Below are 12,077 nucleotides of genomic sequence, written 5' to 3'. Positions count from 1 at the left end.
TGACACCGCCGACAGGCCGGCAGCGTGGCGGAGCCACGCTCGCCGATCAGACCTCAGTGGGCGTAGTCGCCGCGGTAGTACTCGAAGATCCAGCCGGTGACGGCCAGGGCGCCGAGCACGAAGCCGATGATCATCAGCCACCAGGCGAGCACCGCGACGGAGAACACGATGACGCCGAGCGTCAGCGCGCACCACAGCGGCCACCAGGAGTACGGCGGGAAGAAGCCGAGCTCGCCGGCACCCTCCGCGATCTCGCCGTCCTTGCGGTCCTCGGGGCGCAGGTCCATCTTCTGGGCGTGCACGCCGAGGTAGGCGGTGACCATCGCGCAGAGCAGCGTGGTCATGACCAGGGCCGAGGTGCCGGTCCAGTCGGCGCCGGAGTCACCGGCGTCGGTGATGAACCAGTAGGCGGGGCTGACCAGGACCAGGAAGATCGTGGTCACACCGAAGATCCATGCCTCGATCTTCATCAGGCGTCGACCTCCTTGGCACCGGCGCCCGCGGCGACCGGCTCGTCGTACATCTCGATGGCGGCGATCTCCGGGTGGTGGAGGTCGAACGCGGGCGACTCCGAGCGGATGCGCGGGATCGAGTGGAAGTTGTGGCGCGGCGGCGGGCAGCTCGTGGCCCACTCCAGCGACCGGCCCCAGCCCCACGGGTCGTCGGTGTTGACGAGCGGGCCCTTGCGGGAGACGTAGACGTTGTAGAAGAAGGGCAGCAGCGAGGACGCCAGGATGAAGGCGCCGATCGTCGAGACCTGGTTCATGAACTCCCAGTTGTCACCCGGCAGGTAGTCCGCGTAGCGACGCGGCATGCCCTCGATGCCCAGCCAGTGCTGGATGAGGAAGGTGGTGTGGAAGCCGATGAACAGCAGCCAGAAGTGGATCTTGCCGAGCCGCTCGTCGAGCATCCGTCCGGTGAGCTTGGGCCACCAGAAGTAGAAGCCGGCGAACATCGCGAACACCACCGTGCCGAACACCGTGTAGTGGAAGTGCGCCACCACGAAGTAGGAGTCGGAGACGTGGAAGTCGAGCGGCGGGCTGGCCAGGATGATGCCGGTCAGGCCACCGAAGAGGAAGGTGGTGAGGAAGCCGATCGACCAGAGCATGGGTGTGTCCATGCGCACTGATCCGCCCCACATCGTGCCGATCCAGTTGAAGAACTTCACGCCTGTCGGTACGGCGATCAGGAACGTCATGCCGGAGAAGAACGCCAGGTTGACCGCTCCGGTGACGAACATGTGGTGCGCCCACACGGCCACCGAGAGGATCGCGATGCCGAGGGTCGCGCCGACGAGGCCGATGTAGCCGAAGATCGGCTTGCGGCTGAAGACCGGCAGGATCTCGGAGATGATCCCGAAGAACGGCAGGGCGATGATGTAGACCTCGGGGTGCCCGAAGAACCAGAACAGGTGCTGCCACAGGATCGCGCCACCGTGTGAGGTGTCGAAGACGTGGGCGCCCAGTTGTCGGTCGGCCTCGAGCGAGAGCAGTGCGCCGGCGAGGATCGGGAAGGCCACCAGGACCAGGATCGCGGTGATCAGCACGGTCCAGACGAAGATCGGCATCCGGAACATGGTCATGCCGGGGGCACGCATGCAGATGATCGTGGTGATGAAGTTGACCGCACCGAGGATGGTGCCGAGACCACCCATCCACAGGCCCATGATCCACAGGTCGCCACCGACGCCGGGGCTGTTGACCGAGTCCGACAGCGGCGTGTAGGCGAACCAGCCGAACGAGGCCGCACCCTGCGGGGTGAGGAAGCCGGCGCCGGCGATGAGGCCGCCGAACAGGTAGAGCCAGTAGCTGAACATGTTCAGGCGCGGGAACGCCACGTCGGGCGCACCGATCTGCAGCGGCATGATCGCGTTGCCGAAGCCGAAGAACAGCGGCGTCGCGAACAGCAGCAGCATGATCGTGCCGTGCATGGTGAAGAGCTGGTTGTAGAGCTCCTCGTTGACCAGCTGGCTGCCCGGGTAGGCGAGCTCGGAGCGGATCAGCAGGGCCATGATGCCGGCCGCGATGAACCAGGCCATCGCGGTGCCGAAGTACAGGTTGCCGATCAGCTTGTGGTCGGTCGTCGTCATCGCGCGGACGAGGAGCTTGCCGAGAGGCTTGCGCTCCGAGAGGTCCGCGTTGCGAGCGAGCGTGGTCACTCGTGACCCTCCTCGTCGTCGTTGATCAGGTGCTCGGAGTAGCGACCACCCTCGACCGGGCCGTCGGAGACGTGGTCGGGGTCGGCGGCGAGCTTGGCCAGGAAGGCGTCGTAGTCGCTCTGCGAGACGACCTTGACGGTGAAGAGCATCCGCGAGTGGTAGGCACCGCACAGCTCGTAGCACTTGCCGTCGTAGGTGCCGGTCTCGGTCGGCGTGACCTGGTAGGAGTTGTCGTTGCCCGGCACGACGTCCATCCGCATGGCGAACGCCGGGATGCCGAAGTCGTGGATCACGTCGGGGCTGTAGAGGTCGAACTCGATGGTCTGGTCGACCGGCAGCACCAGCTGCGGGATGTCGTCACCGCCGGTGCTGTTGATGTAGATGTTCTTGCCCCCTGCCGCCTCGGAGTCGGGGTAGTTGAAGGTCCACTGCCACTTCTGGCCGACGACCTTGACCACCACGTCCGGGTTGTCCACGTGCTCGAGCGCGATGTTCTGCACCCGCACCGTGTGCGAGAAGAAGGCGACGACCATGATGACCGGGAAGATCGTGTAGAAGATCTCGATCGGCAGGTTGTAGCGCGTCTGCACCGGGACCTCGTCGTCGCTGCGACGACGGAAGTAGATCGGGACGCCGATGATGAGCGCCCACGTGATCACACCGGTGACCAGCGCGGCGATCCAGGCGCCCTGCCACAGGTGCAGGATGTGCATGCCTTGCACGGTCGTGATCTCCGGCATGCCGAACCGCTCCCACTGGGTGTCGGTCGAGCAACCGGACAACGCGGCCGCGAGTACGACGAATCCGGCGAGCGGGATCGTGCGACGGAAACGCCGCTTCGCCCGCGAACGCTCGGGGTGCCACCAGCCCACGAACGAGCCTTCCTCTCGAGGGTCAGAACTACTGCGAACACTAGCGGAGAGCGACCCCGACCGCCGCGCGGGGTCGGTGTTTCGGGCGTACGCCGCCCCGGCCGGCCCGGGCCGTATCGTGCTGGCGTGAGCAGCACCCCCGAGGTCTACCTCGACAGCGCCTCCTCGGCACGCCTCCACCCGGCGGCGCGGGAGACCCTGCTGGCCGCCCTCGACCGGGGGTACGCCGACCCGCGGCGCCTGCACGGCCCCGGCCGCGACGCCCGACTGCTCCTCGACAACGCCCGGGCGGTGGTGGCCGAGGCGCTCGGCGCTCACCCCGACGAGGTGGGCTTCACCTCCTCGGGCACCGAGGCGGTGCACCGGGGCCTGCTGGGCCTCACGGCGGCCACGGGCCGGGACGGGATCGTCCACAGTGCGGTCGAGCACTCCGCGGTGCTGCACGCCGCGCAGTGGCGCGAGTCCCCCGCGCACGCCTCGGTCGCGGTCGACGCCGACGGCGTGGTCGACCTCGCCGCGCTGGCCGCGGCGGCGGCCGACCCGCGGGTGGGCGCGGTGGCGCTCCAGGCCGCCAACCAGGAGGTCGGCACGCGGCAGCCGGTGGACGCCGTCGAGCTGCCGGCCGGCGTACCGCTGCTGGTGGACGCGGCCGCCGCCCTGGGCCACGTGCCGCTCCCCCGCCGCTGGGACGCGCTCACCGCGTCCGCGCACAAGTGGGGCGGGCCGGCCGGCGTCGGCGTGCTCGCGGTGCGCCGCGGGACCCGCTGGACCACCCCGTTCCCCGGCGACGACGGCCTCGACCAGCCCGGCTTCCCCGACGTCCCGGGCGCCCTGGCGGCTGCGGCCGCGCTGCAGGCGGTCCTCGGCGAGCGCGAGCAGGTCGCCGCGCGCCAGCACGCCCAGGTCGAGCGGATCCGGGCGGCCGCGGCGGCGCTGCCCGACGTGGAGGTGGTCGGCCACCCCACCGAGCGGCTCCCCCACCTGGTGACCTTCTCCGCGCTCTACGTCGCCGGGGACGAGATCGTCGCGGCGCTGGCCGCGCGCGGCTTCGGCGTGGCGAGCGGCTCGGCCTGCACGGCCTCCACCCTGGAGCCCAGCCACGTGCTGGCCGCGATGGGGGCGCTCACCCACGGCAACGTGCGGGTCTCGCTGGCCCGCGACACCACCGACTCCCAGGTCGACGCCCTCTGCGCCGCGCTCGGCGCGGTCGTCGGCGAGATCCGGGCGAGGGCCGGACTGTGATCGAGCTCGACTGCCGCGACCTGCCCTGCCCGCGCCCGATCATCGAGCTGGCGAGGGCGCTGCCGGACGTGGCCGTGGGCGACCTCCTCGCGGTGGTCGCCCACGATCCCGCCGCCCGGTACGACGTCCCGGCCTGGTGCCGGATGCGCGGGCAGGAGTACGTCGGGGAGGAGCGCGCCGCGGACGGCGCCCCCCGCTACGTCGTACGGCGGCTGGGCTGAGTCAGCCCAGGTGCTTGGCGATCTCGTCGCCGGCCTCGTCGCCGTAGGAGACCCGGACCCGCTCGACGAACTGCTCGTGGGTGAAGTCGTACTCCTGGGTGCCGACCGTCTCCACGACGTAGGCCGCGAGCACGCAGCCGACCTGGGCGGCCCGCTCCAGCGAGGTGCCCCAGGACAGCGCGGCGAGGAAGCCGCCGCGGAAGGCGTCGCCGACGCCGGTCGGCTCGACGGCCGCGACGTCCTTGGCGGCGGCGACCTCGAAGGAGGTGCCGTCGTTCGAGGTGACCCGGACGCCGTCCTTGCCGAGCGTGGTGACCTGGATGCCGACCTTGGAGAGGACCTCCTCGGCGCTCCAGCCGGTCTTCTTCTCGATGACGTGCGACTCGTACTCGTTGGAGAACAGGATCGCCGCGCCCTCGATCAGGTCGCGGATCAGGTCGCCCTCGGCGAAGGCGAGCTGCTGGGAGCAGTCGGCGATGAAGGCGTAGCCGCGCTGGCGGCACTCCTCGGTGTGCCGCTTCATCGCGTCCGGGTCGTCGGCCCCGATGAGGACGTACGTCGGTGCGCCGACCCGCTCGACGATGGGGGCGAGCTCGATCTGGTTGGCCTCGCTCATCGCGCCCGGGTAGAAGGAGGCGAACTGGGCCATCGTGGTGTCGGTGGTGCACACGAAGCGGGCGGTGTGCTTGGACTCGGAGATGTGCACGGAGTCGCAGTCGACGCCGTTGCGCTCCAGCCAGGAGCGGTAGTCGGCGAAGTCCTCGCCGGCCGCACCGACCAGCACCGGGCGCAGGCCGAGCCGGGCCAGGCCGAAGCACATGTTCGGCGCGACGCCGCCGCGGCGGATCTCGAGGTCGTTGACCAGGAAGGACACCGACAGCTTGTCGAGCTGGTCGACCACCAGGGAGTCGGCGAACTTGCCGCCGAAGGTCATCAGGTGGTCGGTCGCGATCGAGCCGGCGATGAGGAGGGAGCCCGTGGGTGCAGTCACGACACGGAACATTAACCGAGACGACACGGCCTTACTGGCAAGTACGGATGGTTCTACCCCGCGGTAACGCCTAGCGTCGAAGACATGACGCCGTACGAGGAGATCGCCACCCCCCGCGACCTGCACGCCGACTGCGAGGCGGTGAGCCGGCGGCTCGAGCAGGCCGCCGTCCGGGCCACCCGGCCCGCGCCCAGCATCCACTTCGACGACCAGCCCCGGGAGACCGGCAAGCGGGAGATCCAGATCTCCGAGGCTGCGCAGCGGCTGGCCAACGCCCTCCACCTCCACCTCGACTAGGTCGAGTAGGGGTTTTCGGACCCCCGAAATGTCAGGAACGCCCGGGATCTCCCGGGCGTTCCTGACATTTCGGGGGTCCGAAAACCCCTACTCGACGCTCAGTGGAACGAGTCGCCGCACGCGCACGAACCCGTCGCGTTCGGGTTGTCGATGGTGAAGCCCTGCTTCTCGATGGTGTCGACGAAGTCGATGACCGCACCGTTGAGGTAGGGGACGCTCATCCGGTCCACGACGACGCCCACGCCGTCGAAGTCGGTGACGACGTCGCCGTCCAGGGTGCGCTCGTCGAAGAAGAGCTGGTAGCGCAGGCCCGAGCAGCCACCGGGCTGCACCGAGATCCGCAGGGCCAGGTCGTCGCGGCCCTCCTGCTCGAGCAGGCTCTTCACCTTCGTGGCCGCCACCGGGCTCAGGTTGATCTGGTCCTCACGGCGCTCCAGGTCCACCGGCGTCGCGACGGTCGTGGTCGCGCCGGGGGCCTCGTGGCTGTGGCCGCCTCCGCAGCAGCTGTCGCTCATGCTCACTCCAGGTGTGTCAGGTCGGTGTTCGACAGTCCAATGGTCGCACAGACCCGGTTATTCCCCCCAGACGAGCACGGGCTTGACCACGACACCGGCCGCGGCGTCCGCCACGGCGTCGGCGATCCTCTCGAAGGGGTACGTCGTGACGAGGTGGTCCACGTCGAAGCGGCCCGCCTCGCGCAGCGCGACCAGCTCGGGGATGGTGCGCAGCGGGTCGGCCTCCCCCTCGATCGAGGAGCGCACGATCTTGCCGGACTGGAGCAGGTCGATCGCGTCGATGGTGTACTCCGGCGCGCCGAGGCCGAGCGCGACAAGCAGGCCGCGCGCCCGCAGGGAGTGCTGGGCCTGGAGGACCACCGCGGGGATCGCCGTGGTGTCGATGGCGTACGCCGCGCCACCACCGGTGAGCGCCTTGACCCGCTCCTCCACCGAGCCGCCCGACTCGCCCGGGTCGGCGGCGGGATCGAGCACGGCGGCGCCGTACTCCTCGGCGACGGCGCGCCGCGCGGGGACCGGGTCGACGACCACGACCGTCTCCACGCCGGCACCCCGGGCCGCGGCCACCGCGGCCAGACCGACCGCGCCGGCGCCGAAGACCACGATCGGCTCGTCGGCGGCCGGGTCGAGCACGTTGAGGACGGTGCCGGCCCCGGTCTGGAAGCCGCAGGCGAAGGGGGCCAGCCGGGTCAGGTCGAGCCCCTTGTCGACGACCACGCAGTTGTCGGCGTAGGCGAGGGCGTGGCGGGCGAGGCTGGACTGGCCGAAGAAGCTGCCGAAGACGGTCTGGCTCTCCCCATCGTCCCGGCGCCGCTTCATGGTCGTGGAGCCGTCGGCGCGCATGCCCATGTAGTTGAGCAGCAACGACTGCTCGCAGTAGCCCACGTCGCCGGCCTGGCAGGGCCCGCAGGCGCGGCAGGAGCGGAAGGACAGCACGACGTGGTCCCCGACCTCGATGCCGTTGACGTCCGCGCCCACCTGCTCGACGACGCCGGTGCCCTCGTGGCCCACGACGGTCGGCATCATCTCGGCCGGCAGCATGGTCGGGACGGTGAGGTCGGTGTGGCACAGGCCGGTGGCGACGATCCGGACCAGCACCTCGTCGGCGCGCGGCTCGTCGAGCTCGACCTCGGCGAAGGTGAAGTCCGCGCCCGGCTCCTCGACGAGGACGACCGTGGTCCTCATGCCTCGCGCTCCAGCCAGAAGTAGTAGAGGTCGGCGACGCCGAAGGCCGCCTCCAGCTTGCCGTCCATGATCCCCATCAAGGTGTCGCCGTCGACCTTCTTGAAGTGGTCGAGGACCGGCATCCTGTCGTAGACCATCGTCGCGGTGACCTCGCCGCGGAAGCCGACCGGCCACAGCGAGGCCTCTCCCCCGCCACCGGCCTTCAGGTTCGAGTAGAGCGCGCCGTCCTCGTCGCGGCACACCAGCGGTACGGCGGCGAGCGGGCCGTCGAAGCGCTTGCCGTGCCAGCGCACCTTCTCCAGCACCGTGCTGGCCAGGTGGCCGGTGGCGAAGTCGCCGCCGCGCCAGGCGCCCAGGATCTCGTCGACCTCCACGACGGCGAGGTCGGCCCAGAGGGCGTCGAGGTCGGTCGGATCGGCGTGCTCGGCCCGCCGGAGGTCGTCGAAGCGCTGCCTGGTGTCGGTCACGCGGTCAATCTAGAACATGTTCCTGTTCAGTGGGACCAGGTCCGCGCCACCCGGGCCGCCAGCTCGCTCAGCGCGCCGGCCGGGTCGCGGAAGGCGCGCTCCTCGCCGACGGCGTCGACCAGGGAGTACGCCGCGTCCATGCCCAGCGCCCGCATCTCCCGCTGCCCGACGAGCACCTGGCCGGCCAGCGCGACGCACGGGCGCAGCGCGGCCGCGGCGATCGCGGCGACCCCCGCGGGGACCTTGCCCGCGCGGCTGCTGAAGTCGAAGGCGCCCTCGCCGGTGAGCACCAGGTCCGCGGTCGCCGCCTGCCGGGCCAGCCCGACCGCGTCGGCCACCAGCTCGATGCCCGAGACCCGGTGCCCGCCGAGGAGCAGCAGCGCGAAGCCGATCCCGCCCGCGGCGCCGGCGCCGGGCTCCAGGCCCAGCCGCCGGTCGGTCACCGCCGCCCACTGCTCGAGGTAGCCGTCGAGCAGGACCTGCATCTCCTCGTCGAGGCCCTTCTGCGGGCCGAACGTCTTCGTCGCGCCGAACAGCCCGGTCAGCGGGTTGTCCACGTCGGTGGCCGCCACGATCTCCACCCCGTCGACCAGCCCCCGGGCGATGCTCAGGTCGACGTCGGTGACGCCCTCCAGGAAGATCCCGCCGACGTCGAGCGCGACGTCCGCGCTCGCGCCGAGCGCGGCCAGCAGGCCCGCTCCCCCGTCGTTGGTGCCGGACCCGCCCAGCCCGACGACCACCCGCGTGGCGCCGGCGTTGACGGCCTCCAGGAGCAGCTGGCCGACGCCGACCGTCGTGCCGAACTCGCCGAGGGTGGCGTCGGTGAGGTGGATCCCACAGGCCTGCGCGCTCTCGACGTACGCCGTGTCGCCCACCATCAAGATGGTCGCCGGCACCTCGTGGCCCTGGGGCGCCTCGGTGACGACCGCGAGCAGCTCACCGCCCAGCGAGGCGTGCAGCACGTCGACGAAGCCCGGCCCGCCGTCCGACATCGGCGCCAGCACCACCTCGTCGTCGGGCGCCTGGCGCCGCCAGCCCTCGGCGATGGCCTCCGCGGCCTCGACCGCGGTGAGGGTGCCCGCGAACTTGTCGGGGGCCACGAGCACGCGCATGGCGCCATCATGGCGGACGGGACGGCCGCCGTGGCGGGACCGCCGCGCCGTCAGCCCAGCTGCGGGTCGCTCGTGCTCGGCCGGCCCGACTCCAGGTGCCCGGCGAGCGTGCGCACGAAGCCACCCGGGAGGCTGAGCGTCACGTCGTACCAGCCGCCAGTGGCGCGGGTGTCCAGGTCGACCTTGCCGCCGCGCAGGCGCAGCGCGCCGGCGTAGGCGTCGTGGACCTCGGCCCTCGCCGCGCCGTCCACCCGCAGCCGGAGCCTGCCGGAGCCCCGGCCGAGCAGCTCCAGCGCGACCCGCGGCTGCGGGCGGCTCGCGTCGCCGGCGTAGCGCCGGAAGAAGCCGTTCGGGCCGTGCAGGTGCACCTCGTAGGCGCCGGTCACGGGCAGGTCCACGTCGAGGGACTTGCCGGCCTCCACCGTGTAGCTGTGCGGTACGCCGGCCGGCGCGATCAGCCGCGCCTGGACGTGCACGCCCAGCGACCCGCGGTTGACCAGCCGCAGCCGCAGCGGCCCGCCGCCGCGCTCGACGACCGCCAGGTCGTAGCCGAGCGGGCGCGCCGGGCGCACGCCGGGCTCCTGCGTGGGCATGGTGCCGGTGGCCGGCACCGCGGGGACGAACGTCTCGTGCCGCTTGCGGTCGGGAGGCGCCATCGACGCCGTCGAGGGAAGCGGCGGGACGCTCGCCTGACGGCGGGAGAAGTCGAACGCGGAGGTCAGGTCGCCCGCGACGGTGCGGCGCCACGGCGTGACCTGCGGCTCGCGCACCCCGAAGCGCCGCTCCAGGAAGCGCAGCACCGAGGTGTGGTCGAAGGTCTCCGAGCACACCCAGCCGCCGGTGCTCCACGGAGAGACGACGAACATCGGCACCCGCGGGCCCATCCCGTACGGCCCGGGGACGAAGCGCGGGTCCTCGCCGGCGTGGTGCTCGTGCTCGGTCGAGGCGGTCGAGGCGCCGGGCACGACCGGACCGGGCGCCAGCGGCGGGACCAGGTGGTCGAAGAAGCCGTCGTTCTCGTCGTAGGTGATGAACAGCGCCGTCTTGGCCCACACGTCCGGGTTCGAGGTGAGGGTGTCGAGGACCTTCGAGAGGTACCAGGCGCCGAAGTTCGTCGGCCAGTTCGAGTGCTCGGTGAACGCCTCGGGCGCCGAGATCCAGGAGACCTGCGGGAGGCGGTCGGCGGCGACGTCGGCCGCGAGCAGGTCGAAGTAGCCCTGGCCGTCGCGGTTGCGCGTACCGACCCGGGCCTTCTCGTAGAGGGCGTCGCCGGGCCGGGCGTCGCGGTAGGCGTCGAAGTAGAGCAGCGAGGTGTCGCCGTAGTTGCCGATGAAGGCGTCGCTGGTCCAGCCCCAGGAGCCGGCGGCGTCGAGCCCGGTGCCCTCGTCCTGGTAGACCTTCCACGACACCCCGGCCTGCTCCAGCCGCTCGGGGTAGGTCGTCCAGCCGTAGCCCTTCTCGTCGTTGTTGAGGACCGGGCCGCCGTTCCTGCCGTCGTTGCCGGTCCAGCCCGACCACAGGTAGTAGCGGTTCGGGTCGGTGCTGCCGATGAACGAGCAGTGGTAGGCGTCGCAGACGGTGAAGGCGTCGGCCAGCGCGTAGTGGAAGAGCGCGTCCTGCCGCTGCAGGTAGGCCATCGTCGCGGCGCCCTTGGCCGGCACCCACTGGTCGTAGTGGCCGGCGTTGATCGCCCGGTGGCCGTCGGGCCAGCCGTGCGGCAACCCCTGCAGGTAGGCGCCGCCGAGGTCGTCCACGTCGGGGTGGAACGGCAGCAGGTCACCGCCCCCGCCGCCCTTCGGCTGGTGCCAGACCGGCTTGCCCGAGGGCAGCTGGACCGGGTGCGGGTCGCCGAACCCGCGCACGCCGCGCAGTGCACCGAGGTAGTGGTCGAAGGACCGGTTCTCCTGCATCAGGACCACCACGTGCTCGATGTCCCGGATGGTGCCGGTACGACGGGCCGGGGCCACCGCGGCGGCGCGCTCCACGCTGCCGAGCAGGCTCGTGGTCAGGCCGGCGAGCGAGCTCGCCCCGGTGATCTGCAGGAAACGACGGCGGTCGAGGTCAGCCATGGACGTGACGCTCTCGGCGGCCCCGGAACCGCGGAGAATCGGGAGGCGTCCGGCGCGTGAATGTCTAGGGTCGGGCACGTGATCGTGCGACCGATGACCGCCGACGACGTCGAGGCGGCCGAGGAGATCAGCGCCGACGCGTTCCACGCGCTCGACCTGCGGCTGCGCCGCGCCGCCGATCCCGAGCCGGTACGACGCCCCGACGGCTCGGCCTGGATCGCCCGCACCCGCCGGCTGGTGACCACCGACGGCCCGGGCTGCTGGGTGGCCGAGTCCGACGGCGCGGTCGTGGGCATCGCGACGAGCCTCCGCCGCGAGCAGGTCTGGTGCCTGGTCACCTTCGCCGTGCGCCCCGGCCTGCAGGGCGCCGGGACCGGCGCGCGACTGCTGGCCGCCGCCGAGCGGCACGGCGCGGGCTGCCCGCGGGCGATGCTGTCGGCCTCCGCCGACCCGCTGGCGGCCCGGCGCTACCACGCGGCCGGCTTCGCGCTGCACCCCCAGCTGCGCCTGGAGGGGCGCGTCGACCGGTCGGCGCTGCCGGCGGCGACCGGCGTCCGCGAGGGCACCGGCGCCGACCGCGAGTGGCTCGACGACCTCGACCGCCGGCACCGCGGTGGGCCACACGGCCCGGACCACGAGGCGCTCGCCGCCGACGGCACGCTGCTGGTCGCCGGCGACCGCGCCGGCTACGCCTACGCGAGCCCACGCCGGCTGGTGACGCTCGCGGCCCGGGACGAGGCGACCGCGCGGAGGCTGCTGTGGGAGTGCCTGGCCCGCGCCGAGGGACCCTTCCTGGCCTCCCACGTGACCATGGCCAACGCCTGGGCGGTCGACGTCGGCCTCGCCGCCCGGCTCGAGCTGAGCACCCACGGCTACCTCGGGCTCCGCGGGATGGCGCCCCCGGCGCCGTACCTCCACGACGGGGCGCTGCTGTGAGCACCGATCGGG

13 protein-coding genes are annotated in these 12,077 nt (G+C 71.9%); 4 read left to right on the top strand and 9 right to left on the bottom strand.

All coding sequences use genetic code 11. The features are described 5' to 3' along the window. Positions 1 to 53 precede the first annotated feature (53 nt). The 3 genes from MRBLML1_RS17580 to coxB form a co-directional block, all read right to left on the bottom strand. Positions 54 to 470 (bottom strand): cytochrome c oxidase subunit 4, encoded by a 417-nt coding sequence (locus MRBLML1_RS17580; protein WP_364518341.1) that lies wholly within the window; start codon positions 468 to 470, stop codon positions 54 to 56. Further along, positions 470 to 2,089 (bottom strand): cytochrome c oxidase subunit I, encoded by a 1,620-nt coding sequence (ctaD, locus tag MRBLML1_RS17575; RefSeq protein WP_364518953.1) that lies wholly within the window; start codon positions 2,087 to 2,089, stop codon positions 470 to 472. The genes MRBLML1_RS17580 and ctaD overlap by 1 nt, the downstream gene beginning before the upstream one ends. Before the next feature lie 65 nt (positions 2,090 to 2,154). Continuing rightward, positions 2,155 to 3,030, bottom strand: coding sequence for a cytochrome c oxidase subunit II (gene coxB / locus MRBLML1_RS17570; protein ID WP_364518339.1), 876 nt, complete (start codon positions 3,028 to 3,030; stop codon positions 2,155 to 2,157). A gap of 126 nt (positions 3,031 to 3,156) precedes the next feature. On the opposite strand from coxB, the gene MRBLML1_RS17565 reads away from it, so the two are divergent. Both MRBLML1_RS17565 and MRBLML1_RS17560 read left to right on the top strand, forming a co-directional pair. Then, entirely contained in the window at positions 3,157 to 4,272 is a 1,116-nt protein-coding gene (locus MRBLML1_RS17565) for a cysteine desulfurase family protein (protein ID WP_364518337.1), read from the top strand. Then, positions 4,269 to 4,493: a sulfurtransferase TusA family protein gene (locus MRBLML1_RS17560; protein ID WP_364518335.1), complete on the top strand. Its 225-nt coding sequence runs from the start codon at positions 4,269 to 4,271 to the stop codon at positions 4,491 to 4,493. The genes MRBLML1_RS17565 and MRBLML1_RS17560 overlap by 4 nt, the downstream gene beginning before the upstream one ends. A gap of 1 nt (position 4,494) precedes the next feature. Here MRBLML1_RS17560 and MRBLML1_RS17555 read toward each other — a convergent pair whose 3' ends face one another. Continuing rightward, positions 4,495 to 5,427 carry a carbohydrate kinase family protein gene (locus tag MRBLML1_RS17555; RefSeq protein ID WP_414691276.1) on the bottom strand — a complete coding sequence of 311 codons (933 nt, stop codon included), beginning with the start codon at positions 5,425 to 5,427 and terminating at the stop codon, positions 4,495 to 4,497. 141 nt (positions 5,428 to 5,568) lie between these two features. On the opposite strand from MRBLML1_RS17555, the gene MRBLML1_RS17550 reads away from it, so the two are divergent. Further along, positions 5,569 to 5,781: a hypothetical protein gene (locus MRBLML1_RS17550; RefSeq protein ID WP_364518331.1), complete on the top strand. Its 213-nt coding sequence runs from the start codon at positions 5,569 to 5,571 to the stop codon at positions 5,779 to 5,781. A 98-nt stretch (positions 5,782 to 5,879) separates the two neighbouring features. Here MRBLML1_RS17550 and erpA read toward each other — a convergent pair whose 3' ends face one another. The 5 genes from erpA to MRBLML1_RS17525 are packed head-to-tail and all read right to left on the bottom strand — an operon-like array spanning position 5,880 to position 11,129. Further along, the gene (gene erpA, locus MRBLML1_RS17545) at positions 5,880 to 6,296 is read right to left on the bottom strand and encodes an iron-sulfur cluster insertion protein ErpA (RefSeq protein WP_364518329.1); all 417 of its coding nucleotides are present in this window, start codon (positions 6,294 to 6,296) and stop codon (positions 5,880 to 5,882) included. Positions 6,297 to 6,353: 57 nt separating this feature from the next. Further along, positions 6,354 to 7,481 (bottom strand): alcohol dehydrogenase catalytic domain-containing protein, encoded by a 1,128-nt coding sequence (locus MRBLML1_RS17540; RefSeq protein ID WP_364518327.1) that lies wholly within the window; start codon positions 7,479 to 7,481, stop codon positions 6,354 to 6,356. Continuing rightward, positions 7,478 to 7,948, bottom strand: a complete 471-nt coding sequence (locus MRBLML1_RS17535) for a DUF4334 domain-containing protein (protein ID WP_364518325.1) — start codon at positions 7,946 to 7,948, stop codon at positions 7,478 to 7,480. The genes MRBLML1_RS17540 and MRBLML1_RS17535 overlap by 4 nt, the downstream gene beginning before the upstream one ends. Positions 7,949 to 7,974: 26 nt before the next feature. Further along, positions 7,975 to 9,060 (bottom strand): glycerate kinase, encoded by a 1,086-nt coding sequence (locus MRBLML1_RS17530; RefSeq protein WP_364518323.1) that lies wholly within the window; start codon positions 9,058 to 9,060, stop codon positions 7,975 to 7,977. Positions 9,061 to 9,110: 50 nt separating this feature from the next. Beyond that, a complete protein-coding gene (locus tag MRBLML1_RS17525) occupies positions 9,111 to 11,129 on the bottom strand; it encodes a phosphocholine-specific phospholipase C (protein ID WP_364518321.1) in 2,019 nt (672 codons plus the stop codon). Between the two features lie 78 nt (positions 11,130 to 11,207). Between MRBLML1_RS17525 and MRBLML1_RS17520 the strand changes: the two genes are divergently transcribed. Continuing rightward, positions 11,208 to 12,065, top strand: a complete 858-nt coding sequence (locus MRBLML1_RS17520) for a GNAT family N-acetyltransferase (RefSeq protein WP_364518319.1) — start codon at positions 11,208 to 11,210, stop codon at positions 12,063 to 12,065. The last annotated feature ends 12 nt before the right edge of the window (positions 12,066 to 12,077 follow it).

The sequence above is a fragment of the Nocardioides sp. LML1-1-1.1 genome (assembly GCF_040676175.1).
GTDB lineage: Bacteria > Actinomycetota > Actinomycetes > Propionibacteriales > Nocardioidaceae > Nocardioides.
This window is presented reverse-complemented; position numbering and strand designations above follow the sequence as displayed.

What these genes read in the sequence shown, in the direction of transcription:
- MRBLML1_RS17530 (WP_364518323.1), bottom strand. Translation starts at nt 9,060, where the DNA reads ATGCGCGTGCTCGTGGCCCCCGACAAGTTCGCGGGCACCCTCACCGCG.
- ctaD (WP_364518953.1), bottom strand. Translation starts at nt 2,089, where the DNA reads ATGACGACGACCGACCACAAGCTGATCGGCAACCTGTACTTCGGCACC.
- erpA (WP_364518329.1), bottom strand. Translation starts at nt 6,296, where the DNA reads ATGAGCGACAGCTGCTGCGGAGGCGGCCACAGCCACGAGGCCCCCGGC.
- MRBLML1_RS17555 (WP_414691276.1), bottom strand. Translation starts at nt 5,427, where the DNA reads ATGACCTTCGGCGGCAAGTTCGCCGACTCCCTGGTGGTCGACCAGCTC.
- MRBLML1_RS17525 (WP_364518321.1), bottom strand. Translation starts at nt 11,129, where the DNA reads ATGGCTGACCTCGACCGCCGTCGTTTCCTGCAGATCACCGGGGCGAGC.
- MRBLML1_RS17580 (WP_364518341.1), bottom strand. Translation starts at nt 470, where the DNA reads ATGAAGATCGAGGCATGGATCTTCGGTGTGACCACGATCTTCCTGGTC.
- MRBLML1_RS17550 (WP_364518331.1), top strand. Translation starts at nt 5,569, where the DNA reads ATGACGCCGTACGAGGAGATCGCCACCCCCCGCGACCTGCACGCCGAC.
- MRBLML1_RS17540 (WP_364518327.1), bottom strand. Translation starts at nt 7,481, where the DNA reads ATGAGGACCACGGTCGTCCTCGTCGAGGAGCCGGGCGCGGACTTCACC.